This is a genomic window from Streptomyces sp. NPDC048419, assembly GCF_043200415.1.
GTDB lineage: Bacteria > Actinomycetota > Actinomycetes > Streptomycetales > Streptomycetaceae > Streptomyces.
In genome coordinates this window covers 179,068-202,989 of the sequence record NZ_JBICXT010000002.1, presented here as the reverse complement: position 1 = coordinate 202,989, position 23,922 = coordinate 179,068, and the positions used below count along the sequence as shown (strand labels likewise).

Annotated in this window: 24 protein-coding genes; 10 read left to right on the top strand and 14 right to left on the bottom strand. The window is 70.7% G+C overall.

Going from position 1 to position 23,922, the window contains the following annotated elements:
• Window positions 1-185: 185 nt before the first annotated feature.
• Window positions 186-926, bottom strand: a complete 741-nt coding sequence (locus ACGFYN_RS04870; protein WP_393864324.1) for a SigE family RNA polymerase sigma factor — start codon at window positions 924-926, stop codon at window positions 186-188.
• A gap of 232 nt (window positions 927-1,158) precedes the next feature.
• Here ACGFYN_RS04870 and afsQ1 point away from each other — a divergent pair, with 232 nt between their 5' ends.
• The 5 genes from afsQ1 to ACGFYN_RS04845 all read left to right on the top strand — a co-directional run bounded on the left by afsQ1 (window position 1,159) and on the right by ACGFYN_RS04845 (window position 5,005).
• A complete protein-coding gene (gene afsQ1, locus ACGFYN_RS04865) occupies window positions 1,159-1,836 on the top strand; it encodes a two-component system response regulator AfsQ1 (RefSeq protein ID WP_181387337.1) in 678 nt (225 codons plus the stop codon).
• Complete coding sequence (locus ACGFYN_RS04860) at window positions 1,833-3,398, top strand: ATP-binding protein (RefSeq protein WP_393864323.1); 1,566 nt, start codon at window positions 1,833-1,835, stop codon at window positions 3,396-3,398. The genes afsQ1 and ACGFYN_RS04860 overlap by 4 nt, the downstream gene beginning before the upstream one ends.
• A complete protein-coding gene (locus ACGFYN_RS04855) occupies window positions 3,395-4,003 on the top strand; it encodes a hypothetical protein (RefSeq protein WP_393864322.1) in 609 nt (202 codons plus the stop codon). The genes ACGFYN_RS04860 and ACGFYN_RS04855 overlap by 4 nt, the downstream gene beginning before the upstream one ends.
• Before the next feature lie 149 nt (window positions 4,004-4,152).
• Window positions 4,153-4,704: a VanZ family protein gene (locus tag ACGFYN_RS04850; protein ID WP_393864321.1), complete on the top strand. Its 552-nt coding sequence runs from the start codon at window positions 4,153-4,155 to the stop codon at window positions 4,702-4,704.
• A gap of 94 nt (window positions 4,705-4,798) precedes the next feature.
• Window positions 4,799-5,005 carry a PspC domain-containing protein gene (locus tag ACGFYN_RS04845; RefSeq protein WP_393864320.1) on the top strand — a complete coding sequence of 69 codons (207 nt, stop codon included), beginning with the start codon at window positions 4,799-4,801 and terminating at the stop codon, window positions 5,003-5,005.
• A 77-nt stretch (window positions 5,006-5,082) separates the two neighbouring features.
• Here ACGFYN_RS04845 and ACGFYN_RS04840 read toward each other — a convergent pair whose 3' ends face one another.
• Both ACGFYN_RS04840 and ACGFYN_RS04835 read right to left on the bottom strand, forming a co-directional pair.
• Window positions 5,083-5,424: an ATP-binding protein gene (locus ACGFYN_RS04840; protein ID WP_393864319.1), complete on the bottom strand. Its 342-nt coding sequence runs from the start codon at window positions 5,422-5,424 to the stop codon at window positions 5,083-5,085.
• A gap of 140 nt (window positions 5,425-5,564) precedes the next feature.
• Complete coding sequence (locus tag ACGFYN_RS04835; RefSeq protein ID WP_393864318.1) at window positions 5,565-6,722, bottom strand: adenosine deaminase; 1,158 nt, start codon at window positions 6,720-6,722, stop codon at window positions 5,565-5,567.
• 113 nt (window positions 6,723-6,835) lie between these two features.
• Here ACGFYN_RS04835 and ACGFYN_RS04830 point away from each other — a divergent pair, with 113 nt between their 5' ends.
• A complete protein-coding gene (locus ACGFYN_RS04830; RefSeq protein WP_393864317.1) occupies window positions 6,836-7,594 on the top strand; it encodes an alpha/beta hydrolase in 759 nt (252 codons plus the stop codon).
• A 7-nt stretch (window positions 7,595-7,601) separates the two neighbouring features.
• Here the strand turns inward: ACGFYN_RS04830 and ACGFYN_RS04825 are convergent, their stop codons facing one another.
• The gene (locus ACGFYN_RS04825; RefSeq protein WP_393864316.1) at window positions 7,602-8,555 is read right to left on the bottom strand and encodes a LysR substrate-binding domain-containing protein; all 954 of its coding nucleotides are present in this window, start codon (window positions 8,553-8,555) and stop codon (window positions 7,602-7,604) included.
• A gap of 63 nt (window positions 8,556-8,618) precedes the next feature.
• On the opposite strand from ACGFYN_RS04825, the gene ACGFYN_RS04820 reads away from it, so the two are divergent.
• Both ACGFYN_RS04820 and ACGFYN_RS04815 read left to right on the top strand, forming a co-directional pair.
• On the top strand, window positions 8,619-9,890 hold the full coding sequence (locus ACGFYN_RS04820) for an MFS transporter (RefSeq protein ID WP_393864315.1): 1,272 nt from the start codon (window positions 8,619-8,621) through the stop codon (window positions 9,888-9,890).
• Window positions 9,891-10,021: 131 nt separating this feature from the next.
• Window positions 10,022-11,041 (top strand): sigma-70 family RNA polymerase sigma factor, encoded by a 1,020-nt coding sequence (locus ACGFYN_RS04815; RefSeq protein WP_393864314.1) that lies wholly within the window; start codon window positions 10,022-10,024, stop codon window positions 11,039-11,041.
• On the opposite strand, the gene ACGFYN_RS04810 is transcribed toward ACGFYN_RS04815, so the two are convergent.
• Window positions 10,925-11,311, bottom strand: a complete 387-nt coding sequence (locus ACGFYN_RS04810; RefSeq protein ID WP_393864313.1) for an STAS domain-containing protein — start codon at window positions 11,309-11,311, stop codon at window positions 10,925-10,927. The genes ACGFYN_RS04815 and ACGFYN_RS04810 overlap by 117 nt on opposite strands.
• Before the next feature lie 166 nt (window positions 11,312-11,477).
• Here ACGFYN_RS04810 and ACGFYN_RS04805 point away from each other — a divergent pair, with 166 nt between their 5' ends.
• Window positions 11,478-12,398, top strand: a complete 921-nt coding sequence (locus tag ACGFYN_RS04805) for an AEC family transporter (RefSeq protein WP_393864312.1) — start codon at window positions 11,478-11,480, stop codon at window positions 12,396-12,398.
• A 60-nt stretch (window positions 12,399-12,458) separates the two neighbouring features.
• On the opposite strand, the gene ACGFYN_RS04800 is transcribed toward ACGFYN_RS04805, so the two are convergent.
• From ACGFYN_RS04800 to ACGFYN_RS04770, 7 genes are all read right to left on the bottom strand, one after another.
• Window positions 12,459-13,736, bottom strand: a complete 1,278-nt coding sequence (locus ACGFYN_RS04800) for a thymidine phosphorylase (protein WP_393864850.1) — start codon at window positions 13,734-13,736, stop codon at window positions 12,459-12,461.
• Between the two features lie 77 nt (window positions 13,737-13,813).
• Window positions 13,814-14,215 (bottom strand): cytidine deaminase, encoded by a 402-nt coding sequence (locus tag ACGFYN_RS04795; protein WP_393864311.1) that lies wholly within the window; start codon window positions 14,213-14,215, stop codon window positions 13,814-13,816.
• Complete coding sequence (locus ACGFYN_RS04790; protein ID WP_393864310.1) at window positions 14,212-15,498, bottom strand: ABC transporter permease; 1,287 nt, start codon at window positions 15,496-15,498, stop codon at window positions 14,212-14,214. The genes ACGFYN_RS04795 and ACGFYN_RS04790 overlap by 4 nt, the downstream gene beginning before the upstream one ends.
• Complete coding sequence (locus ACGFYN_RS04785) at window positions 15,498-16,625, bottom strand: ABC transporter permease (RefSeq protein ID WP_393864309.1); 1,128 nt, start codon at window positions 16,623-16,625, stop codon at window positions 15,498-15,500. The genes ACGFYN_RS04790 and ACGFYN_RS04785 overlap by 1 nt, the downstream gene beginning before the upstream one ends.
• Window positions 16,622-18,148: an ABC transporter ATP-binding protein gene (locus ACGFYN_RS04780; protein ID WP_393864849.1), complete on the bottom strand. Its 1,527-nt coding sequence runs from the start codon at window positions 18,146-18,148 to the stop codon at window positions 16,622-16,624. Before ACGFYN_RS04780 ends, ACGFYN_RS04785 begins: the two co-directional genes overlap by 4 nt.
• 199 nt (window positions 18,149-18,347) lie before the next feature.
• Entirely contained in the window at window positions 18,348-19,406 is a 1,059-nt protein-coding gene (locus ACGFYN_RS04775; protein WP_393864308.1) for a BMP family protein, read from the bottom strand.
• A gap of 279 nt (window positions 19,407-19,685) precedes the next feature.
• Window positions 19,686-20,909, bottom strand: a complete 1,224-nt coding sequence (locus tag ACGFYN_RS04770; protein WP_393864848.1) for a M20 family metallopeptidase — start codon at window positions 20,907-20,909, stop codon at window positions 19,686-19,688.
• Window positions 20,910-21,143: 234 nt separating this feature from the next.
• On the opposite strand from ACGFYN_RS04770, the gene ACGFYN_RS04765 reads away from it, so the two are divergent.
• Window positions 21,144-21,812, top strand: a complete 669-nt coding sequence (locus tag ACGFYN_RS04765; RefSeq protein WP_393864307.1) for a class I SAM-dependent methyltransferase — start codon at window positions 21,144-21,146, stop codon at window positions 21,810-21,812.
• 27 nt (window positions 21,813-21,839) lie between these two features.
• Here ACGFYN_RS04765 and ACGFYN_RS04760 read toward each other — a convergent pair whose 3' ends face one another.
• On the bottom strand, window positions 21,840-22,928 hold the full coding sequence (locus ACGFYN_RS04760; RefSeq protein ID WP_393864306.1) for a hypothetical protein: 1,089 nt from the start codon (window positions 22,926-22,928) through the stop codon (window positions 21,840-21,842).
• 49 nt (window positions 22,929-22,977) lie between these two features.
• Entirely contained in the window at window positions 22,978-23,919 is a 942-nt protein-coding gene (locus ACGFYN_RS04755) for an N-acetylneuraminate synthase family protein (protein ID WP_393864305.1), read from the bottom strand.
• Window positions 23,920-23,922: the final 3 nt, after the last annotated feature.

Here is a 23,922-nt window from a genome sequence, read left to right as displayed (position 1 = left end):
CGAAACCTGCGCACATGCGAAAAGCGGGACTGGACGGACCCCCCGGCCCTCCAGCCCCGCTCTCCCCCGTTCCCCCGTGGTGCTTCCCCCCGGGTTACCGATCCCCCGTGACCCCCGTTTCCCCCGTGGGTCCCCCCGGCGACCGTTCCCCCGTGCTTCCCCCGTTACCTGCTTCCCCCGAACCCTCAGGCGACGAGCTCCCCGAAGGCGTCCTCCTCGTCACGGCCGAAGCTGAGGACCTCGTCCTCGCGCAGCCGGCGGAGCGACCGCCAGATGCTGGACTTCACCGTGCCGACACTGATGTCGAGGATGTCCGCGATCTCCGGGTCGGTGCGGCCCTCGTAGTAGCGCAGGACCAGCATCGTGCGCTGGAGTTCGGGCAGCCGGGCGAGCGCCTGCCACAGGACGGCGCGCAGTTCGGTGCCGCGCATCGCGTCCGTGTCGCCGGGCGTCTCCGGCAGTTCCTCGGTCGGGTACTCGTTCAGCTTGCGGCGGCGCCACGCGCTGATGTGCAGATTGGTCATCGTGCGGCGGAGGTATCCGCCGACCGCCGCCTTGTCGCTGATCCGGTCCCATGCCTTGTACGTCGAGAACAGCGCGCTCTGCAGCAGGTCCTCGGCCTCGAAGCGGTCACCGGTCAGGTGGTAGGCGGTTGCGTACAGGGAGGCGCGGCGCTCCTGGACGTAGGCGGTGAACTCCGCCTCCGACAGCGAGCGACGTTCCCCCGTGTCCTCCCTGTACGCGCTTCCCCCGTGGGTCTCCCCCGTGATGTCAACCACCGACATGTACCCGGTGTGCTGACGCCCGGCGCCGCGAGCGCACCCCCGCCCGCTCACGGCACCGGACTTTTCTGAACCCCGGCCCCCGTTCACGTCGTGCAGGCGCGTGATCACTGCGCTGATGCTGGTGCCGTGCAGCGTGTTCATCTCGCGCCCCCCGTCGTGGACTTTCCGGTGTTCGGTCTTCTCAGGCGGTCCTTCCTTGCCTGTGCCGAAAAGCTTGCCCGGGCACCTTCATCGCCGTGTCAGCCGACTGTCACAGACCTGTCACAGGGGTCCCTCGTACAAGGAGCACAGCCCGGTCACAGAGAGGAGCGGTACGTGCACGTACCCGTACAGGAGTCGAAACCGTGGCCTGCCATGGGCCAGAATGAGCGTCGTGCCTTCCCTGTTGCTGATCGAGGACGACGACGCCATCCGTACGGCCCTGGAGCTGTCTCTTACGCGCCAGGGACACCGGGTTGCCACCGCTGCCACCGGTGAGGACGGTCTGAAGCTCCTGCGCGAGCAACGGCCGGACCTGATCGTGCTGGACGTGATGCTGCCCGGCATCGACGGGTTCGAGGTGTGCCGGCGCATCCGGCGCACCGACCAGCTGCCGATCATCCTGCTGACCGCGCGCAGCGATGACATCGACGTGGTGGTGGGCCTGGAGTCCGGCGCCGACGACTATGTCGTCAAACCCGTCCAGGGGCGGGTGCTCGACGCCCGCATCCGGGCCGTGCTGCGGCGCGGCGAGCGGGAGGCGAACGACTCGGCGACCTTCGGCTCGCTGGTCATCGACCGCGCGGCCATGACCGTGACCAAGAACGGCGAGGACCTCCAGCTCACCCCGACCGAGCTCAGGCTGCTCCTCGAACTGAGCCGGCGGCCCGGACAGGCCCTGTCCCGGCAGCAGTTGCTGCGGCTGGTGTGGGAGCACGACTACCTCGGCGACTCCCGCCTGGTGGACGCCTGTGTCCAGCGGCTGCGCGCCAAGGTCGAGGACGTCCCGTCGTCCCCGACGCTGATCCGTACCGTGCGTGGTGTGGGCTACCGGCTGGACACCCCTCAGTGACACCAGCGCAAGGGGGGGTTCGCGGCTGGGCCGCGACGCGCAAGGGACACCTGTCGCGACTGCGGTTCACCAGTCTCCGGCTGCGCCTGGTCGTCGTGTTCGGGCTGGTGGCGCTCACCGCGGCCGTGTCCGCGTCGGGCATCGCGTACTGGCTCAACCGCGAGGCCGTGCTCACCCGCACCCAGGACGCGGTGCTCGGCGACTTCCGGCAGGCGATGCAGACCCGTGCGGGCACCCTGCCCCCGCACCCCACCCAGGACGAACTGCAGCACACCGCCGGGCAGATGGCGAACACCAGCCAGCGCTTCAGCGTGCTGCTCGTCGCCAAGGACTCCGACGGCCGCACCGTGTACGGCAGTTCGGGCGGACTCGACGGCTTCTCGCTCCAGGACGTGCCCGCGTCGCTGCGGGCGGCCGTGAACAAGAGGCAGCCGGTCGACTCCGGCAACAAGTACGCGTACCACCTGTACTGGCAGCGCGTCGTCGACCACGGCACGCCGTACCTGGTGGCCGGAACACGGGTGATCGACGGCGGGTCGACGGGCTACATGCTCAAGTCGCTGGAGCCGGAGGCCAAGGACCTCAACTCTCTCGCCTGGTCGCTCGGGATCGCCACCGGCCTCGCGCTGATCGGCTCCGCGCTGCTCGCACAGGCCGCCGCCTCGACGGTGCTGAAGCCCGTGCAGCGGCTGGGAGTGGCCGCCCGGCGGCTCGGCGAGGGCAAGCTGGACACCCGGCTCCGGGTGTCCGGGACGGACGAACTAGCCGATCTGTCACGGACGTTCAACCACGCGGCCGAGGCGCTGGAGAAACGGGTCGACGACATGGCCACGCGCGACGACGCGTCGCGGCGCTTCGTCGCGGACATGAGCCATGAACTCCGTACGCCGCTCACCGCGATCACCGCCGTGACCGAGATCCTGGAGGAGGAGCTGGAGGCGGAGTCGGGGTCGATGGACCCGATGATCGAGCCCGCCGTACGGCTCGTCGTCAGCGAGACCCGCCGGCTCAACGACCTCGTCGAGAACCTGATGGAGGTCACCCGCTTCGACGCGGGCACCGCCCGGCTGGTCCTCGACGACGTGGACATCGCGGACCAGATCACCGCCTGCATCGACGCGCGCGCCTGGCTGGACGCGGTGGACCTGGACTTCGAACGCGGCGCCCACGCCCGGCTCGACCCGCGCCGCCTGGACGTGATCCTGGCGAACCTGATCGGCAACGCCCTCAAGCACGGCGGCTCCCCGGTGCGGGTCGCGGTGCGGGCGACGGACGACGAGATCGTCATCGCGGTACGGGACCACGGCCCCGGCATCCCCGAGGACGTCCTGCCGCACGTCTTCGACCGCTTCTACAAGGCGAGCGCCTCCCGGCCGCGCTCCGAAGGCAGCGGCCTGGGCCTGTCCATCGCGATGGAGAACGCCCACATCCACGGCGGCGAGATCACCGCCGCGAACTCGCCCGAGGGGGGTGCGGTGTTCACGCTGCGGCTGCCGCGCGACGCGTCGGAGCTCGCGGAGGAGTCCGAGAAGGACTCGGGGAAGAACGGGGACGCCTCATGACCGTACGACGCCTGCTGACGGTCCCCTTTTTCGTCGGCATGGCCGCGCTGCTCGCCGGGTGCGGCATCCGGTCCACCGAGGTGCCCACGGACTTCGGGGCGGCGCCCTCGAAGGTGCAGTGCTCGCTCCCCGAGCCGGAGGTCGCGGCGCAGGCCTCGCGCGGGCTGCCGGTGCAGGTGTTCCTGCTGTGCGGCTCGTCGCTGGTCGCAGTGGACCGGACGGTACGGGTGCCGGACACCGCGGACTCGCAGCGGCGGGTGCTGGTGGCGCAGGGGCTGCTGGACCAGCTCGCGGCCACGCCCTCGGCCTCCGAGAAGGAGGCCGGGTACACCACGGACGTGCGCGGCGGCATGACCGTGGGCGGCCCGCGCGCCGGCGACCCCGAGGACACACTCCGCCTCAGCACCCCGCCCGGCGACCTCACGTCCTTCGCCCTCGCCCAGGTCGTCTGCACCTTCTCCGACTCGGCGGCGGCCCAGGGCGACGGCTCGGTCATCCTCGGCGGCCCCGGCCGCGAGCCGCTGCGCCGCTACGAGTGCACCGACGAGGTCCGCTCCCGCCCGGGCACCACGCAGCCGCCGTCGAGCGGGGTCACGGGCGGCTGACCCGGCGCGGGAGGGCCGCAGGGGCCCGGCACCGCCCGCAGCGTCTCCGGAGGTGAACGTGGCCCGACGGGGGCGTGTGGCGCAAGCCTCACACAGGTACCTGGGGGCGACCCGGAACCGATCCTGCCGGTGACCGCGTCTAGGGGGGCGTGCAGCGTCAAGGCTCCATCGGCGGCAGCGCCGCGATCCGCATCCGTGTGACCGGGGGTGTCCTCCTCGTCGCACACCTCGCGTTCGTCGCCTGGCTCACGCTGCGTCCGCTGGACGTGCCCTGGGTGATGCCGCCCAATCTGCGCCCGTTCGCCGGCATCCGGGCCGATCTCGCGCTGGGCGGACCGGTGGCGGCCCGCTGTATCGCCGAGGGCCTCGCCCTCCTCGCGCCGCTCGGGGTGCTGCTGCCGATGGCGCACGGCAGGCTCGACGCCTCCCCGTTCGCCTCCTTCGTCCGTACGGTCGCCGCGGGCGCCCTGGTCTCGCTGGGCATCCTGCTGCTGCAGACGGGCGTGCCGGGGCGGGTCCCGGACGTCGACTCGCTGCTGCTGAACACCATGGGCGTGGCCGTCGCGCACCTCGCCGTCGTCCCCGCGGCCCGCTCCTGGCTCCGCCGCAGGTCGGAGCGGAGGGATCACGCGGCCGTCCGCCAGGAGGAAGCGGCTCAGGGTCGGACCCCGACGTTTCCCAGGGTAGGGATCGCACCGTAGAGCGACGCTTTGCCCCCTTCGTCACCGTAGCGTTGAAGGCAGATGAGGAAGCCGCACCGGCTCCCTCTTACCGACGCTCACGAAGGAGCCGCACATGTCCGCCCTCGTCCGCCCCACCCACGGCCGCATGATCGGCGGCGTGTGCGCCGGTCTGGCGCGGCGCTTCGGCACCTCCGCGACCACGATGCGCGTGATCTTCCTGCTCTCCTGCCTGCTGCCGGGCCCGCAGTTCCTGCTCTACATAGCGCTGTGGATCCTGCTGCCCTCGGAGGAGAAGGCGGCCGCCCGCACGGCCTGGTGACAGCTGCTCGTACGTACGCCGATGGGGCGCACCCCGTGTCCAAGGGGTGCGCCCCATCGGCGCGTTGTGCGGGTGGATCAGCCGAGCGGCAGGCCCTTCACCGGCACGCCACCCTGCACCGGCAGACCGCCGAGCAGGCCGGCGACCGGCGTGGACGGACCGTCGGCGATGGCCCGCTGGGCGGCCGGCTGCACGGAGGCCAGACCGCGCTCGATGGCGGGCTTGCCCTGGGCCACCGCCGCCTGGGCGCCGGGGAGCGCCTGGGAGACGTTCTGCGCCGGGAGCTGGCTGGTGACGGAGTCCAGCGTTCCGGAGGCGTCCGGAACCGCCGAAGCCGCGTTCGCGGCACCCGCGCCCGTGGCTGCGAAGGCAGCACCGAGAGCGGCGACACCGAGGGTCTTGGCAGCAGACTGCTTCATGAAAATGCGTCCTCGAAATGGATTACGGGGAAGTGAGCGGTGTCCAAGACCGTAAACACGCACACCCGCCCGCCGCAAACATCGAAATGCGGACGGGTTGTGAATACCCGTCCGCATCCCTCACACCCCGATTTTTTCGGTCATGCCTCCGAATCCACAGAACCGCTGGTGGAGGCGGTCTGCTGGAACAGCCATTCGGACTTCAGCTCGGCGTATCCGGGCTTGATCACGTCATTGATCATCGCGAGTCGTTCATCGAAAGGAATGAACGCTGATTTCATCGCATTGACGGAGAACCACTGGAGGTCGTCGAGCGAATAACCGAACACCTCGACCAGGTGCTCGAATTCCCTGCTCATACTCGTGCCCGACATAAGTCGATTGTCCGTATTCACGGTCGCACGGAAGTGCAGCTTGCGCAGCAGACCGATCGGATGCTCGGCGTACGACGCCGCCGCGCCGGTCTGGAGGTTGGAGCTGGGGCACAGCTCCAGCGGGATGCGCTTGTCGCGGACGTAGGAGGCGAGCCGGCCGAGCTTCACCGAGCCGTCGGCCTCCACCTCGATGTCGTCGATGATGCGCACGCCGTGCCCGAGCCGGTCGGCGCCGCACCACTGGAGTGCCTGCCAGATGGACGGCAGCCCGAAGGCCTCGCCGGCGTGGATGGTGAAGTGGTTGTTCTCGCGCTTGAGGTATTCGAAGGCGTCGAGGTGCCGGGTGGGCGGGTAACCGGCCTCCGCTCCCGCGATGTCGAAGCCGACGACGCCCAAGTCCCGGTAGCGGTTCGCGAGTTCCGCGATCTCCAGGGCGCGGGCGGCGTGCCGCATGGCGGTGAGCAGGGCACCGACGCGGATCCGGTGGCCGTTCGCGCGGGCCAGCTGCTCCCCTTGCCTGAAGCCCTCGTTGACGGCCTCGACGACCTCTTCGAGGGTGAGCCCGCCTTCGAGGTGCTGCTCGGGGGCGTACCGCACCTCGGCGTAGACCACGCCGTCCTCGGCGAGGTCCTCGGCGCACTCGCGGGCGACCCGGACGAGGGCGTCGCGGGTCTGCATCACGCCGACGGTGTGGGAGAAGGTCTCCAGATACCGCTCCAGCGAACCGGAGTCGGCGGCCTCGCGGAACCAGAGCCCGAGCTTGCCGGGGTCGGCCTCCGGGAGGCGTGAGTAGCCCTGTTCACGGGCGAGTTCGACGATCGTCCCCGGGCGGAGGCCGCCGTCGAGGTGGTCGTGCAGCAGAACCTTCGGCGCCCGGCGGATCCGGTCCGGCGTCGGGGTCTTCGAGATGGCCTGGCTCGTCATTTCCGCACTCTATCCCCTACGCGCGTAGACCGCGCGCTGTACAGTTCCGTCGATACGTAACGGTGACCGCAAGTACGGGTCGAGTACACCCATGCTTCTGACACTGTTCTGTCATGGCGCACCAAGCGATGCCGATCCGGGCCCGGCTGGGGCGGGCACTCGGCCCGGAGCCGACAGCGGTGAGCGGAGTGGTCCTGCTGCTCCCCGGCGGTGCCGAGGAATCGGCCCGCAGACCGTCCCCCATGATGGCGACAGCATCCGTACGCGCGTTGGGCAGACGGCTGGCCCGCGCGGGCCGCGACGAGGGCCTCGCCACGCATGTCGTCCACTACCGCTACCGCGGCTGGAACGGCAGCGAGGCCCATCTGGCGCGCGACGCCACCTGGGCCGCCGACGAGGTCGTACGACGGTACGGCGACGTCTCGATCTGCCTCGCCGGTGTCGACATGGGCGGCCGGGCGGCGCTGCGCGCGGGCGGGCACGAAGCCGTCAACTCCGTGCTGGCGATAGGCCCTTGGCTGCCGGAGGAGGACGTCGCCGCCTCGCCCGAACCGGTGAAGCAGCTGGTCGGGCGCCGGGTGCTGATGGTGCACGGCACCAACGACGGTGTCTGCGACCCCGAGCTGTCCTTCCGGCTGGCGGCGCGGGCGAAGAAGGCGAACCGGGACGTGTGCCGCTTCGAAGTCCACTCCGACGGGCACGGGTTGCATCAGTACCGCGGTGAAGTGCAGGCGCTGGCCGAGAACTTCGTGATGGGGAGCCTGTTCGGGCGGGCCTACTCCCGGCCGGTCGAGGACGCGTTCGCGGCTCCGCCCCCTCTGGGGCTGCGGATGCCGCTGGCCGTGGGGTTCGGCAAGTCACTGCGCCGATGACCGACGGCTAGTCGGGCAGCAGGCTGCCTCTCCTCGACAGCAGGAACTTCTTGAAGGCCGCCACCGGGGGTGTGTCCGGGTGGCCGTCGAGCCAGGCCACCCCGATCTCGCGCACCGCCCGCTGGCCGGTGATGGCCAGTTCGGCAACTCCCGGGCGGGGCACGGTCGGTGGGGGCAGGAGGGCGACGCCCAGGCCCGCGGCCACCAGGCCCCGGAGCGTCTCCGTCTCCTCCCCCTCGAAGGCGATCCTGGGCCGGAAGCCGGCCTCCAGGCAGAGGTGGTCGGTGATGCGGCGCAGGCCGTAGCCGGGTTCGAGCGTCACGAAGGTCTCGTCGGACGCCTCCGCCAGGCGGATGCGGCGGCGGGCCGCGAGCGGATGGTCGGCGGGCACGACCAGACGGAGCTTCTGCTCGTCGAGACGGCGGGCGACGAGCCCCGGGGCGTCCGGGACCGGCGAGGTCAGGCAGAGGTCCAGCTCCCCCGCCCGCAGCTTCTCCAGCATCGCCTCGCCGTAGTTCTGCACCAGGCTGAAGCGGACGCGCGGATGGTCGACGCGGAAGGCCTGGAGCAGGCCCGGGACCGTCTCCGCACCCATCGTGTGCAGAAAGCCGAAGGCGACCTTGCCGGTGGTGGCGTCGGCGTCCGCGCGGACCTCGTCGGCGGCCCGCTCGATCTCGGCGAGCGCCCGCTCGACCGAGGCGAGGAAGGTACGGCCGGCCGGGGTGAGGGAGACGGTGCGGCCGTGCCGGGCGAACAGGTCGACGCCCAGGTCCTGTTCCAGGCGGACCATGGCCCGGGACAGGGTCGACTGCGGCACCTGGAGTTCCTGCGCGGCCCGGGTGACGTGCTCGGTACGGGCGACTCCCGCGAAGTGCGCGAGACGGGGAGCCAGCAACATCACCATGTCTTCTGTGTCACTGGACGGTGACAGGCGAGGCCGTGAGCTGTGTTGATGCGCCATGGGAACGATTATGGCAATTCCGTGCATTGGACGGATGAGTAGGGGCGTACGTAGCTTCGAAGCATGTCTCCCGCCGATACCGGGGCGTCCACCGTCGTGGACGCCGCTCCCCTCGCCCCTGCCACCGACACCCGTCTGACCCCGGGCGGCCCCGGCTACCGCCGGATGAGCTTCGCCCTCTTCCTCGCGGGCGTCGCGACCTTCGCGCTGCTCTACTCCACGCAGGCCCTGCTGCCGCTGATCTCGGGCGAGTTCGGGGTGGCGGCGAGTTCGGCGAGCTGGACGGTGGCGGGCGCGACCGGCGGCCTCGCGGTGTTCGTGCTGCCGATGAGCGCCCTGTCGGAGCGGTTCGGCCGCCGTACGGTGATGACCGGCTCGCTCGCCGTCGCGGTGACGGTGGGGCTCCTGGTCCCCTTCGCGCCCTCGCTGACCACACTGGTCGTGCTGCGGGCCGTGCAGGGTGCGGCGCTGGCCGGGCTGCCCGCCTCGGCGACCGCGTACCTGGCGGAGGAGGTCCGGCCCAGGGCGCTGGTCACGGCGATCGGGCTGTTCGTCGCGGGCAACAGCGTCGGCGGGATGAGCGGCCGTGTCATCACCGGATGGGTCGCGCAGGAGTGGGGCTGGCGTGTCGCGGTGGGCGTGATCGGCGTGATCGCGGTCGGCTGCGCGGTGGCCTTCCGGCTGCTGCTGCCCGCCCCGCGCCACTTCAAGGCGGGCTCGCTGCGGCCGCGGGTCCTGGCCCGTACGGTGCGCGACCACCTCGCCGACCCGCTGCTGCGCCGGCTGTACGCGATCGGCGCGCTGTTCATGACGGTCTTCGGCGGCGTCTACACGGTGATCGGCTACCGCCTGACGGAGGCGCCGTTCTCACTGCCGCAGGGCATCATCGGGTCGATCTTCCTGGTGTACCTGGTGGGCACGGTCTCCGCCTCGACCGCGGGCCGGCTGGTCGGGCGGCTGGGCCGCCGCGGTGCCCTGTACCTGGCGGGCGGCACGACGGCGGCGGGCCTGCTGCTGACCCTCGTCGGGTCCCTCGTACCGGTCCTGCTGGGCCTGGTGCTGATCACCGCCGGGTTCTTCGCGGGCCACGCGGTCGCGTCGTCGGCGGTCAGCAAGACGGCGACCCACGGACGCGCGCAGGCCGCGGCCCTCTACCAGTCCGCGTACTACATCGGCTCCAGTGCCGGCAGCACGGTCGGCGCGGTGGCCTTCCACGCCACGGGCTGGTCCGGGACCGTCGGGGTCGGCCTGCTGGCCGTGCTGGGGGTCGTGACGATCACGGTGTTCGGCTCGCGCGCGGCGCGGGTCGCCGCGCGGCCGCCGGTCACGGCGTAGTCGCTGCCCCACCACCCCCTCCTGACCTGCGCCTTCTCCCACTCCGGACGCCATTGTCAGTGCCCTGCGGTAGCTTCCAAGGTGCTGGGCGCAAAGGCGCGCGACAGACAATCCACAGGGGTGGGTGGACGATGAGCGACGGTACGGGGACGACGACAGCGGACCTCGACATCAGGCTGGAGAAACACCGGGTCGAGCTGACCGGCTACTGCTACCGCATGCTCGGCTCCTCCTTCGAGGCCGAGGACGCGGTGCAGGACACCATGGTCCGCGCCTGGCGGAGCTACGAGAAGTTCGAGGGCCGTTCCAGCCTGCGCTCCTGGCTGTACCGCATCGCGACGAACGTCTGCCTGGACATGCTGACGGCGGGCAACAAGCGCGCCCGGCCGATGGACCTGAGCGAGTCGACGCCCCTCGCCCAGGCCGCCCTCTCCCCCCGCCCGGACAACACCTGGCTCGAGCCGATGCCGGACAACCGCGTGCTGCCCACGACGGACGACCCGGCGGAGGCGGCCGTCGCCAAGGAGTCCGTGCGGCTCGCCTTCATGGCCGCGCTCCAGCAGCTGCCGTCCAAGCAGCGCGCTGTGCTCATCCTGCGCGAGGTGCTGGCCTGGAAGGCGAGCGAGGTCGCCGAGCTGCTCGACACCTCGGTCGCCTCGGTCAACAGCGCGCTCCAGCGGGCCCGTGCGACGCTCGCCGAGCGGGACGAGAAGGCGGTGCACGCGGCCGTCTCCGACCCGCTGGACGAGGACCAGCAGAAACTCCTCGACCGCTACGTCGCGGCCTTCGAGGGGTACGACATGACGGCGCTGACGACCCTGCTGCACGAGGACGCCGTCATGACGATGCCGCCGTTCGACCTGTGGCTGACCGGCCACGACGACATCACGGGCTTCATGACGACGCTGGGCGCGGCCTGTGAGGGCTCCCGTCTGGTGCCGGTGCAGGTCAACGGCCTGCCGGGGTTCGCCCAGTACAAGCCGGACCCGGAGCAGGGCGGCTACACCCCGTGGGCGGTGCAGGTGCTGGAGATCTCAGACGGCGGGCTCACCGGGTTCCACTTCTTCCTGGACACGAAGCGGTGGTTCCCGCTGTTCGGCCTGCCCCTCCATCTCGAAGCGGAGCCCGACCAGATTCAGGAGGGCGTGTAGGGAGGGGGTGGGGTCCCGCAGCCGGATCCGGCCCCCGGCCCGGCGGGCGGACAGCTCCAGCCGGGCGAGCAGATCGACGGCACCGAGCCCCGAGGGCCCTATGGCCGCGACGTCGACCACGACGACCCCGGCGCCGGTGGACTCCAGCAGGTCGCGCACGTCGTCGCAGAGCCCGGTCACCTCGTCACGGGTGACGGGGCCGGGCAGGACGAGTACGGCGGGTGTCACGGCATCCACGATCTGTAGACCGGCCGGACACCCGGAACTCATCGGGTCGCGCACTTCTGTTCGCGCGGACCCGCCTCCGGTACTGCCGTGTCCGCCGACCGGGATCACATTGACCTGCGGCCCTTCTCCCCCGGAGGGTTGGCTGTATGCCCCACGGATCAGCACCGCCTCGGATACCCGACGGCTTCCTCTGCCCTGAGGAGGCGCCGTGCAGGGGGTGTTGACGGGCTTCGCGGTCATCGCGGTCGTCATCGCGGTCGGCTACGTCATCGGCCGGCGGGGCCATCTCGGCGAGCACGGGCGCGAGGTGCTGACCAAGCTGGCCTTCCACGTGGCGTCACCGGCGCTGCTCTTCACGACCCTCGCGAAGGCCGACCTGTCGGTGATCTTCTCCAGCCGGCTGCTGGTGACGGCCATGAGCACGGCGGCGGCCGCCGGTGTCTTCGTCGCGGTCGGTGCCGTACGGGGCTGGGGCGTGGGCCGCACCACGATCGGCGCCCTGTGCTCCAGCTACGTCAACTCCGGCAACCTCGGCATCCCGATCGCCGTGTACGTGCTGGGCGACGCCTCATTGGTGGCGCCGGTGCTGCTGTTCCAGATCATCGCGGTCACCCCGATCGCGCTGACGATCCTCGACCTGTCCGGCAAGGGCGAGAAGGGCCCGCTGTGGATGCGGCTGCTCACGCCGCTGCGCAACCCGATCGCGGTCTGCTCGCTCGCCGGCGTCGCGGTCGCCGCGGCCGGTGTCCGCGTCCCGGACCCGGTCATGGACCCGCTGACGCTGATCGCCAACATGTCCGTCCCGGCGGTCCTGCTGGCGTTCGGCATCTCCCTGTGCGGCAGCACGATGCCGGGCCGGGGCGCCGAAAAGGGCCCGGTGTTCCTCTCGGTGGCCCTGAAGGCGGTGGGCCAGCCGGTGGTCGCCTGGGCGCTCGCTGCAGGTGTCTTCGGCCTGCACGGCTCCCGGCTCCTCGACGTGGTGGTGACGTCGGCGCTGCCGGCCGCGCAGAACCTGTACACGTACGCGAGCCGTTACCGGGTGGCGGAGGGCCTGGCGCGGGACTCGATCCTGCTGTCGACGATCCTGTCCGTGCCCGTACTCGTGGTGGTGGCCGCCCTGCTCGGCTGAGCCCGGACAGGCCGAAGGGGCCGGTCCCGCGGGACCGGCCCCTTCGCGACGCGGCGAGGGTCAGGCGATTCGCTCCAGCACGACGGGCGCCGCCTTGAACTCCGTGTCCGCGGCCCCGATGTCGTAGGAGCCCTCCAGGGCCTGGAGCGCGTACTCGAAGCGCTCGGGGGTGTCGGTGTGCAGGGTCAGCAGGGGCTGGCCCGCGGCCACCGTGGCGCCCGGCCTGGCGTGGAGTTCGACGCCCGCCGCCGCCTGCACCGGGTCCTCCTTGCGGGCGCGGCCCGCGCCGAGGCGCCAGGCAGCGACGCCGATGCCGTAGGCGTCGAGGCGGGTCAGGACGCCCGCCGAGGGAGCCTTGATCACCTGCTGCTCGCGGGAGGTGGGCAGTGCGGCGTCCGGGTCGCCGCCCTGGGCCGCGATCATGCGGCGCCAGACGTCCATCGCGGAGCCGTCGGCCAGCGCCTTCGCCGGGTCGGCGTCGTGCACGCCCGCCGCGTCGAGCATCTCGCGGGCGAGGGCCAGGGTCAGTTCCACGACGTCCGAGGGGCCGCCGCCCGCCAGGACCTCCAGCGACTCGCGGACCTCCAGGGCGTTGCCCGCCGTGAGACCCAGCGGGGTCGACATGTCCGTCAGCAGCGCGACCGTCTTCACGCCGTGGTCGGTGCCCAGGCCCACCATGGTGGAGGCCAGCTCCCGCGCGTCCTCGATGGTCTTCATGAAGGCACCGGTGCCGACCTTCACGTCGAGGACCAGGGAGCCCGTGCCCTCCGCGATCTTCTTGGACATGATGGAGGAGGCGATCAGGGGGATCGCCTCGACCGTGCCGGTGACGTCCCGCAGCGCGTAGAGCTTCTTGTCCGCGGGGGCCAGGCCGTCGCCCGCCGCGCAGATCACCGCGCCGGTGGTGTCGAGGACGTTCAGCATCTCCTCGTTGGACAGCAGGGCGCGCCAGCCCGGGATCGACTCCAGCTTGTCCAGGGTGCCGCCGGTGTGGCCGAGGCCGCGGCCCGACAGCTGCGGCACCGCCGCGCCGCAGGCGGCCACCAGAGGCGCCAGCGGAAGCGTGATCTTGTCGCCGACGCCGCCCGTCGAGTGCTTGTCGGCCGTCGGGCGGGACAGCGACGAGAACTCCATCCGCTCGCCGGAGGCGATCATCGCGGCCGTCCAGCGGGCGATCTCACGGCGGTTCATGCCGTTGAGCAGGATGGCCATCGCGAGTGCGGACATCTGCTCGTCGGCGACCTCCCCGCGGGTGTACGCGTCGATGACCCAGTCGATCTGCTCGTCGCTGAGTTCGCCGCGGTCCCGCTTGGTGCGGATGACGGAGATAACGTCCATGGCCATGACGTGCGTTCCTTCCGAGGTTCCTGGAAGTGCGCGGCCCCTGCGCCGAAGTCGGAGGGGCCGCACGGGAGTTACTGGGTGAGATGGTCCGGGCCGAAGGCCTGGGGCAGCATCTCCGAGAGCGGGAGGATCCCCGCCGGGGTCTCCAGCAGCAGGTCCGGGCCCCCGTGCTCCTGGAGCAGCTGGCGGCAGCGGCCGCACGGGACCAGGATCTCGCCGCGGCCGTCGACGCAGGTGAAGTGCGTCAGGCGGCCACCCCCGGTGCGCTGCAGCTCCGAGACCAGCCCGCACTCGGCACACAGGCCGAGGCCGTAGCTGGCGTTCTCCACGTTGCAGCCGGAGACCGTCCGGCCGTCGTCGACCAGGGCGGCGACCCCGACGCGGTAGCCCGAGTAGGGGGCGTACGCGTGGGTCATGGCCTCGCGGGCCACGGCGCGCAGCGCCTCCCAGTCGACGCCGGCCTGCGAGGTCACTTGCCCTGGCCCTTCCGGTAGCGCATGCCGTCCGCCTTCGGCATCCGCAGGCGCTGCGCGGACAGCGACAGCACCAGCAGCGTGACGACGTACGGGGTGGCGCCCACGAAGTCGCTCGGGACCTCGTCGGTGGTCAGGTACCAGGCCAGGATCAGCACGGAGATGACCGCGCTGGTCGCGGCCTGCCACAGCGCCTTCTTGTAGAGCTTCCAGCCGGCCAGGGCCAGCAGGAGCACGAACAGCAGGAGCAGCAGGGCGTGGACGGTCTCGCCGCCGTTGCGCAGCTGGAGCGCGTCGGAGTAGCCGAACAGGCCCGCGCCCATGGCGAGTCCGCCCGGCCGCCAGTTGCCGAAGATCATGGCCGCCAGGCCGATGTAGCCGCGCCCGCCGGTCTGGCCCTCGAGGTAGGTGTGCGAGGTGACCAGTGCGAGGAAGGCGCCGCCGAGGCCGGCGAGGCCGCCGGAGATGGCCACGGCCACGTACTTGTAGCGGTAGACGTTGACGCCGAGGGACTCCGCGGCGATCGGGTTCTCGCCGCAGGAGCGCAGGCGCAGACCGAACGAGGTGCGCCACAGCACCCACCAGCTGCCGATGAAGAGCACCATGGCCAGGATCGTCACCACGGACAGGTCGGTGACCAGGCCGCCGAGGATGCCCGCGATGTCGGAGATCACGAACCAGTGGTGGTTCTCGACGGAGTGCAGGGCGTCCGAGAGGCCGGGGATGTCGAAGTTGGGCAGCGAGCCCACCGGCGGGGACTGCTTGGGGTTGCCGCCCGCGTCGGCCGCCTTGCCCTCCGAGAAGAAGAGCTTGGCGAGGTACTGGGTGGCGCCCAGCGCGAGCAGGTTGACCGCGACACCGGAGACGATGTGGTCGACGCCGAAGGTGACGGTGGCGACGGCGTGCACCAGGCCGCCGAGGACACCGAAGCCGATGCCGCACAGCAGGCCGAGCCAGGGGCTGGACTGCCAGCCGATCCAGCCGGCGCCGAAGGTGCCGAGGATCATCATGCCTTCGAGGCCGATGTTGACCACGCCGGACCGCTCGGACCACAGACCCGCGAGACCGGCGAGACCGATCGGCACGGCGAGACCGAGGGCCGCGGAGATCTGCCCCTCGGAGGTGAGCTGGTCGGCGCCGGTGATGATGCGGACCACGGCGACCAGGGCCAGGCCGGCCGCGAGGATGGTGAGGATCCGGCCGATCGGGCGGCCCGAGCCGGAGCGGCCGGTGTCCGCCTTGGGCGCCGCGGGCGGCGGCGTGTCGGTCATCGTGGCACTCATCACGCCACCTCCTGCTTCTCGGTCGGGGCGGCGGCCTGGGCGGCGAGCTCGGCGCCGACCCGCTGCTGCTGGCGCTTGAGGCCGTAGCGGCGTACGACCTCGTAGGCGATGACGACGCACAGGACGATGACGCCCTGGATGACGCCGAGGATCTCCTTGTCGTACCCCTGGAACTCCAGGTGGTTGGTGGTGCGCTCCAGGAAGCCCCACAGCAGGGCGCCGAGGGCGATGCCCACGGGGTTGTTGCGGCCGAGCAGCGCGATGGCGATACCGGTGAAGCCGATGCCCGACGGGAAGTCGTTGCTGAACTGGTGGCTGTCGTTGAGCAGGGTCGGCATGCCGATCAGACCGGCCACCGCACCCGAGATGATCATGCTGGTGGCGACCATCTTCTTCACCGACACACCGCTCGCGGAGGCCGCGCTCTCGGACTGGCCGACGGTGCGCAGGTCGAAGCCGAAGCGGGTGCGGCCGAGCACGAACCAGTACGCGATGCCGACGAGCACGGCGATGACGATGAAGCCCCACAGCTCACCGGAGGCGCCGGTGTTGAAGCTGAAGAAGTACGAGCTCTTGGGCAGCGGCTTGGTGGAGACCACCGTGCCGCCGCTCTGCAGCTCGGCGAGCTTCCCCGGCTGGAGGAGGTAGGCGATGACCGCGGTGGCGATCGAGTTCAGCATGATGGTCGAGATGACCTCGCTGACCCCTCGGGTCACTTTCAGCACACCCGCGATGGCCGCCCACAGGGCACCCGTGGCCATGGCGCACAGGATGATCAGCGGGATGGAGATCCAGCCGGGCAGGGTCAGCGCCCCGCCGAGGACCGCGGCGAAGAACGCGGCGATCCGGTACTGGCCGTCGACGCCGATGTTGAACAGGTTCATGCGGAAGCCGATGGCCACCGCGACACCCGCCAGGTAGTACGTCGTCGCCTTGTTCAGGATGTAGACCTGGCTGTCGCTGGCGGAGCCGTAGGTCACCATGTCGCTGAAGGCGTCGCCCGGGTTCTTGCCGGTGGCGAGGATGACCAGCGTGGTGACGACGATCGCGGCGACGATCGCCAGCAGGGGCGCCGCGATGCCGAGGAGCAGCCGCTCCTTGTCGATGCGTTGGGTCAGCTTCTTCATCGGTCGTCGTCCTCTGCGTGCTCCAGGTGGCCGGAGGCCGCACCCGTCATGGCGGAGCCCAGCTCCTCGGGGGTGATCGTGGCGGGGTCGGCGTCGGCGACCAGACGGCCGCGGTACATCACCCGCAGGGTGTCGGAGAGCCCGATGAGCTCGTCCAGGTCGGCGGAGATCAGCAGCACGGCCAGGCCCTCGCGGCGGGCCTCGCGGATGTGGTCCCAGATCGCGGCCTGCGCACCGACGTCCACACCGCGGGTGGGATGGGCGGCGATGAGCAGCTTGGGCGAGTGGCTCATCTCGCGGCCGACGATCAGCTTCTGCTGGTTGCCGCCGGACAGGGACGCCGCGGTCACCTCGATGCCCGGCGTACGGACGTCGTAGGCCTCGATGATGCGCTCGGTGTCGGCGCGGGCGCCCTTGATGTCGAGCAGCTGGCCGTGGGAGTTGGGGCGCTCGCTGACATGGCCGAGGATACGGTTCTCCCACAGCGGGGCCTCGAGGAGGAGGCCGTGGCGGTGGCGGTCCTCGGGGATGTAGCCGACGCCTGCCTCGCGGCGGCGGCGGGTGGGCGCGTGGGAGATGTCCGTGCTGTCGAGCGTGACGGAGCCGGCGTCGGGGTCGCGGATGCCGATGATCGCCTCGACCAGCTCGGACTGGCCGTTGCCCTCCACACCGGCGATCCCGAGGACCTCGCCCTTGTGGATGGTGAAGTCGATCTCGTCGAGGATGATCCGCTCGACGCCGTCGAGGTCCGTCTGGCTCATGTGCAGCCCCGACACCGCCAGCATCGGGACGTCCGTGACCGTGGACTCCTCGGTCTCGGGCGTGGGCAGTTCGCTGCCGACCATCAGCTCGGCGAGCTGCTTGGAGGTGGTGCTGCGCGGGTCGACCGTGCCGACCGTGGTGCCGCGCCGGATGACGGTGATCGTGTCGGCGACGGAGAGCACCTCGCCCAGCTTGTGGGAGATGAAGATGACGGTGAGCCCCTCGGCCTTCAGCTCACGCAGGTTGTCGAAGAGGGCGTCGACCTCCTGCGGCACGAGGACGGCGGTGGGCTCGTCGAGGATGAGGGTCTTGGCGCCGCGGTAGAGGACCTTGAGGATCTCCACGCGCTGACGGTCGGCGACACCGAGCTGCTCCAGCAGGACGTCGGGCCGTACGTTCAGACCGTACGCCTCGGAGATCTCCTTGATCTTGGCGCGGGCCTTGGCGCCGATGCCGTGCAGCTTCTCCGCGCCGAGGACGATGTTCTCCAGCACGGTGAGGTTGTCGGCGAGCATGAAGTGCTGGTGCACCATGCCGATGCCGCGCGCGATGGCGTCTGCGGGGTTGTTGAAGACGACCCGCTCGCCGCCCACCGCGATGGTGCCCTCGTCCGGCTGCTGCATGCCGTAGAGGATCTTCATCAGGGTGGACTTGCCGGCGCCGTTCTCACCGCAGAGCGCGTGGACGGTGCCCGCGGCGACGGTGATGTCGATGTCCTTGTTGGCGACGACACCGGGGAAGCGTTTGGTGATGCCGCGCAGTTCGACGGCTGCGGGAGGGCTGGACGCGTTGATGGCGCACTCTCCTGGGGGAAAGGGGCTGCGTAGGCGAGGGCAGGCGTCGGCGACGCTAGCGCGGCAACTCCACGCTACACGCGTAGAGTTGACACATTGTTATGGCTCGGCGAGGGGGTTGTCGAGCGCCCCTTCGCCGAGCCGTGGTCCGGCGGGAACCGTCAGGTCACGGAGTGGTCTTGACCTTGATGGAGCCGTCGACGATCTTCTTCTTGGCGGCGTCCAGCTTGGGCTGGATGTCGTCGATGAAGCCACCGCTGGTCGCCAGGGAGACACCGCCCTTGGACAGCGAGTAGACCTGGTTGCCGGTCAGCGGCTTGCCGTCGTGCACGGACTTGATGAAGTCGTACACACCGACGTCCACGTTCTTGACCATCGAGGTCAGGATCGAGCTCTTGTACGCGGCCAGACCAGGGATGTTGTACTGGTCGGAGTCCACGCCGATGGCCCAGGCGCCCTTGACGCCGTGGACGGCCTCGATCGCGCCGTTGCCCGAGGAGCCGGCCGCCGTGTAGATGACGTCGGCGCCCTTGTCGAGCATGCCCTGCGCGGCCTCCTTGCCCTTGTCGGGGCTGGAGAAGCCGGAGAGGTCGGAGCCGTGCGTGAGGTACTGCACGTCGACCTTGACCTTGGCGTTGGTGTCCTTGACGCCCTGGACGTAACCCGCCTCGAACTTCTTGATCAGCGGGGTGTCGACACCACCGATGAAGCCGACCTGGTTCTTCTTGGTCTTCAGCGCCGCGGCGACACCGGCCAGGTACGAGCCCTGCTCCTCGGTGAAGGTGATGCTGTTGACGTTCTTGCCCTCGACGACCGAGTCGACGATGCCGAAGTTGATCTTCGGGTACTTCGCGGCGACCTTCTGCATCGAGGTGGCGTAGGAGAAGCCGACGCCGACGATGGGGTTGTAACCGGCGTCCGCCAGGTCGGTCAGGCGCTGCTCGCGGTCGGCCTCCGTGTCGGAGGTCTTGGCGGTCAGCTCCTTGATCGAGCCGCCGAAGTCGTTCTTGGCCTTGTCGGCGCCACGGGCGGCGGAGTCGTTGAAGGAACGGTCTCCACGGCCGCCGACGTCGAAGGCGAGGCCGATCTTGACACCCTTGCCGCCGCCGGAGGAGGCGGACGAGGAGCTGCCACTGTCGGACGAGGTGCTGCCACATGCAGTGGCAGACAGTGCGAGAGCTGCGGTGGCGATACACGCAGCGGAAAGCTTGGCTACCCGGCGCACGGGAAGGCTCCTTCACCTGACCTGAGCGCCTCGTCGGCGCTTGATGTGAGCACCATGCCAGTGCTCGAGCCGGAACGCCCCGGCGGCGTTGGCTTCGCGGCATCGTAACGCGCGTAGATGTCAGAAAAACACCTCTCGCGAAGCCGTTATCGATTCGAGGCAAACACCGTCTGAACTTGGTGCCTTGCGGTCGTCCGCGGTTGATTTCGATGGGTGAACGAATGGCTTACAACCGGGTTGCGCCGGACGGCGGAGGGCCCCCGCGGGGGCCCCGGCCGCTCAGCGGGCGTCCGCGTCCAGCAGTGCCGCGGCCGTGAACAGCTCCACGCCCACGGTGATCGCCGACTCGTCGGCGTCGAAGTCGCCCTGGTGCAGATCGCGCACCGTGCGCTCGCCCGGGGTGCGGACGCCGAGGCGGGCCATGGCGCCGGGCACGTGCTCCAGGTACCAGGAGAAGTCCTCGCCGCCGAGGCTCTGCTCGGTGCTCTCCACGGACTGCGCGCCCCGGCGCGCGGTCATGGCGTCGCGCAGCAGCTCCGTCACGTCCGGGTCGTTGACCACGGGCGGGACGCCGCGCACGTAGTTGATCTCCGACTTGGCGCCGTGCAGGTTGGCGACCTCGTCGATGGCGGCGACGACCATGTCCGGTGCCTGCCGCCAGGCGGCGAGGTCGAGGCAGCGGACGGTCCCGGAGAGCTCGGCGTGCTGCGGGATGACGTTCGGGGCGTGCCCGGACTCGATCCGGCCCCAGGTGATGGCGAGCCCGCTGCGGGTGTCCACGCGCCGGCCGATCACGGCGGGCACGTCGACGACGACGCGGGCCGCGGCGGTGACCAGGTCGGTGGTCAGGTGGGGCCGGGCGGTGTGCCCGCCGGGTCCGTCGAGGCCGATCTCGAGCCGGTCGCAGGCGGAGGTGATGGCGCCCTCACGCAGGCCGATACGGCCGGCGTCCACCCTGGGGTCGCAGTGCACGGCGATCATCCGGCCCACGCCGTCGAGCACGCCGCACCCGATCGCGTCGGCGGCGCCGCCGGGCAGCACCTCCTCGGCGGGCTGGAAGATGAGCCGGACCGGCCGCGGGAGCAGGCCGCGGCGGTGCAGGCCGGCCAGGACCAGGCCGGCGCCGAGGACCACGGTGGTGTGCACGTCGTGCCCGCACGCGTGCGCGCGGTCCGGGACGGTGGAGCGGTAGGCGCACTCCGTCTTCATGTCCGGGATGGGCAGGGCGTCGATGTCGGCGCGCAGGCCGAGCATGGGCGTCGCGCCGTCCCACTCACCGATGTCGCAGACGAGTCCCGTACCCATGGCGAGCACGCGCGGCGCCAGGCCCGCGGCCTCGAGCCGTTCCTTGATCGCGGCGGTGGTGCGGAACTCCTGGTTGCCGAGTTCGGGGTGCATGTGCAAGTCGCGCCGGAAGGCTACGAGTTCGGCACGCAGATCCTCGGGCAGCGTGCCGGGAAGCGCGGCTTCCCCGGGAAGATCGACCTCGGGCTCAAGAGACATCAGTTGCTTCACCCTCTGCAGGGTAGGACGCCACAGTGGCCGACCGACCCTCGATCAACAAAAGTTCAACCCCTGAGGGGAAGAAAAACTGGCCGCTCGACGCATGGCTGCGAGTTGAGATGGGTAAACCTGTGTTTTCTCTACGCATACCACGCTCCGCACCGCCTCGGCGGTTCTGTTCCATCTGTCGGGACGGCGCCCGGGTGCCTGGCGCCCCCCAGTAGGGTGCGGCGCGTGAGCTCCGAGAAACCGGCCGGCCCGGATTTCCTGTACACCACACGAGTCTCCTACGACGCGATCGCCAAGCCCTACAGCGAGCAGTTCGCCGACCATCTGGGTGACCGGCCGCTGGATCTGGCCCTCGTCACCGCCTTCGCCGAACTCGTCCGGGCGTCCGGTACGGCGCCCGTCGCGGACGTCGGCAGCGGTCCCGGGTATGTCACCGCGCGGCTCGACGCCCTCGGTGTCCCGGCCTTCGGGGTGGACGTCTCCCCCGGCATGGTGGCCCTCGCCCGGCAGGCGCATCCCGGGATCCGCTTCCACGTGGGCTCGATGACGTCGCTGGATCTGCCGGACGCCACGCTGGGCGGTGTGCTCGCCCTCTACTCGGTCATCCACGTCCCGGACGACCACCTGCCGACGGCCTTCGCCGAGTTCCACCGCGTCCTGGTGCCCGGCGGCCACGTTCTGCTCGGCTTCCAGAGCGGCGACGAGCAGGGCCACCTCCGCATGACGGAGCGCTTCGGCCACGACATCGCCCTCGACTACTACTGGCGCACGCCCGACTCCGTCGCGGAGCACCTGGTCAAGGCCGGCCTGCACCTACGGGCACGCGTCCTGCGGGAGCCGACGGGCGAGGAGAAGCGGCCGCGGGCGTACCTGCTGGCACAGAAGGACGGCTGAGGGGGGCCGGGCCCCCTCACGGAGCGTTCAGGCCGCTGTGACCGCCGACAGGCGCGTCACGTCCCGGGCCTTGCCCGTCACGCCGGACAGGAAGCCCTGGGCCCGGGGCGAGGCGTTCTCGGTCAGCCAGGCCGGGTCGATGTCGCAGACCGCTACGCGGACCTCCGTGCCGGCCAGGGCGAGCGGGAGGGTGTGGACGACCGTGGAGGGGAAGCTGAGGATGACGCGGCCCACCGGGCCGCGGCGGGCGATCAGCTCGAGCGGAAGGTCGGGACGGACGATCTCCAGGCCCGTCTCCGCGGCCAGGCGGTGGAGCTTGTCGGTGCTTTCGCGGCGGTGCGCGAAATAGCGGGTGGCGCCGTGGGCCTTGGCCAGGGAGCGGACGGCCTCCAGGTAGTGGTCGCCGTCGACCACGCCGGTCTCCACCAGCGAGGTGCCGACCATGTCGGCGCCCTTGGTGATCCGGGGCGGGCCGAAGCGGGCCCGGGTCCAGGCGAAGTCGTTCGCCGTCACGGTCACCCCTTCCGGCTTCTCGTCCACCGGCATGGAGGAGAAGACCTCCACGTTGCGTCTGTCGCTGGGCGTCAGCCGGCGGCGGGCCGAGGAGGAGACGGGCGCGAAGATCAGGTCGCGGGCGCCCGGGCGGCCGCCCTTGCGGTGCCAGCGCACCAGGCGTTCCCCGCGGGCGAGCTGCGCGACGAACTCCATCGTGGCCGTGCCGTCGTCGACGACGACGAGGTCACGGGCCTTGGTGATCGTCAGCAGGAGCTGTACGTAGCGGGAGAACGGGTCGCCCATCACGACCCGCCGCGCCCGCCGCAGCAGCGGCGTCAGGCCGCCGATGGTCTGGAAGGGGGCGCCCGGACCTCCGCGCGCCTCCTCCCAGCGGACCTGATGCCCCTCGTCCCGCGCCAGCTCGGCCATCCGGCGCAGCTGGCCGCGGGACATGGGGTCGGTCGGGGACAGCACGACGAGCGTGAGAGCTGATGTCGCGTCGGATGCCTCCGGGGCCCCGAGGGCATGGAGGTGCGCCCACTCCAGCACGTTGAGCAGCTGTACCGGGCTCTCGACGAACGCGAGAGTGTGGGGGCCGGCTGACCCGGCGCGGGGGCTCATCCTTCGTACGACCGTCCCGTCGTAGAGCGTTACAGGGTGTTCAGACCGTTCAGACCGAGACCGGCTCGCCCGCGGCGGCGGCGATCTCCGCCTCGGCGACGACGCCCGCGACACGGCGCAGCTTCTTCATCGGGCCGAGCTCGGAGTCGTAGACCTTCTTGACGCCGTCGCCGAGGGAGGCCTCGATGGTGCGGATGTCGCGCACCAGGCGGGTCAGGCCCTGCGGCTCGACGGAGGCGGCCTGGTCGGAGCCCCACATCGCGCGGTCCAGGGTGATGTGGCGCTCGACGAAGGTGGCGCCGAGGGCCACGGCGGCGAGGGTGGTCTGCAGGCCCGTCTCGTGGCCGGAGTAGCCGATCGGGACGTTCGGGTACTCGTCCTGGAGGGTGTTGATGACGCGGAGGTTGAGCTCCTCGGCCTTCGCCGGGTACGTCGAAGTGGCGTGGCAGAGAAGGATGTTGTCGCTGCCCAGCACCTCGACCGCGTGGCGGATCTGCTTCGGGGTCGACATGCCGGAGGACAGGATGACCGTGCGGCCCGTCGCGCGCAGCGAGCGCAGCAGCTCGTCGTCGGTCAGGGACGCGGACGCGACCTTGTGGGCGGGGATGTCGAACTTCTCCAGGAAGGCGACGGCCTCGGTGTCCCACGGGGAGGCGAACCAGGCGATGTCCCGCTCCTTGCAGTACTCGTCGATCTGGCGGTACTCGTCCTCACCGAACTCCACGCGGTGGCGGTAGTCGATGTAGGTCATCCGGCCCCAGGGGGTGTCGCGCTCGATGTCCCACTGGTCGCGCGGGGTGCAGATCTCGGGGGTGCGCTTCTGGAACTTCACGGCGTCGCAGCCGGCCTCGGCGGCCGCGTCGATCAGCTTGAACGCGTTCTCCAGCTCGCCGTTGTGGTTGATGCCGATCTCGCCGCAGATGTAGACCGGCTGGCCCGGTCCGGCAAGGCGCGAGGAACCGAACTTACGCAGGCGGGAGTTGGTGCTCATGGC

Excerpts from the sequence above, each read along its gene's own strand:
- ACGFYN_RS04870 (WP_393864324.1), bottom strand. The coding sequence starts at position 926 with ATGAACACGCTGCACGGCACCAGCATCAGCGCAGTGATCACGCGCCTG.
- ACGFYN_RS04855 (WP_393864322.1), top strand. The coding sequence starts at position 3,395 with ATGACCGTACGACGCCTGCTGACGGTCCCCTTTTTCGTCGGCATGGCC.
- ACGFYN_RS04845 (WP_393864320.1), top strand. The coding sequence starts at position 4,799 with ATGTCCGCCCTCGTCCGCCCCACCCACGGCCGCATGATCGGCGGCGTG.
- ACGFYN_RS04840 (WP_393864319.1), bottom strand. The coding sequence starts at position 5,424 with ATGAAGCAGTCTGCTGCCAAGACCCTCGGTGTCGCCGCTCTCGGTGCT.
- ACGFYN_RS04835 (WP_393864318.1), bottom strand. The coding sequence starts at position 6,722 with ATGACGAGCCAGGCCATCTCGAAGACCCCGACGCCGGACCGGATCCGC.
- ACGFYN_RS04830 (WP_393864317.1), top strand. The coding sequence starts at position 6,836 with ATGGCGCACCAAGCGATGCCGATCCGGGCCCGGCTGGGGCGGGCACTC.
- ACGFYN_RS04825 (WP_393864316.1), bottom strand. The coding sequence starts at position 8,555 with ATGGCGCATCAACACAGCTCACGGCCTCGCCTGTCACCGTCCAGTGAC.
- ACGFYN_RS04820 (WP_393864315.1), top strand. The coding sequence starts at position 8,619 with ATGTCTCCCGCCGATACCGGGGCGTCCACCGTCGTGGACGCCGCTCCC.
- ACGFYN_RS04815 (WP_393864314.1), top strand. The coding sequence starts at position 10,022 with ATGAGCGACGGTACGGGGACGACGACAGCGGACCTCGACATCAGGCTG.
- ACGFYN_RS04810 (WP_393864313.1), bottom strand. The coding sequence starts at position 11,311 with ATGAGTTCCGGGTGTCCGGCCGGTCTACAGATCGTGGATGCCGTGACA.
- ACGFYN_RS04800 (WP_393864850.1), bottom strand. The coding sequence starts at position 13,736 with ATGGACGTTATCTCCGTCATCCGCACCAAGCGGGACCGCGGCGAACTC.
- ACGFYN_RS04790 (WP_393864310.1), bottom strand. The coding sequence starts at position 15,498 with ATGAGTGCCACGATGACCGACACGCCGCCGCCCGCGGCGCCCAAGGCG.
- ACGFYN_RS04785 (WP_393864309.1), bottom strand. The coding sequence starts at position 16,625 with ATGAAGAAGCTGACCCAACGCATCGACAAGGAGCGGCTGCTCCTCGGC.
- ACGFYN_RS04770 (WP_393864848.1), bottom strand. The coding sequence starts at position 20,909 with ATGTCTCTTGAGCCCGAGGTCGATCTTCCCGGGGAAGCCGCGCTTCCC.
- ACGFYN_RS04760 (WP_393864306.1), bottom strand. The coding sequence starts at position 22,928 with ATGAGCCCCCGCGCCGGGTCAGCCGGCCCCCACACTCTCGCGTTCGTC.
- ACGFYN_RS04755 (WP_393864305.1), bottom strand. The coding sequence starts at position 23,919 with ATGAGCACCAACTCCCGCCTGCGTAAGTTCGGTTCCTCGCGCCTTGCC.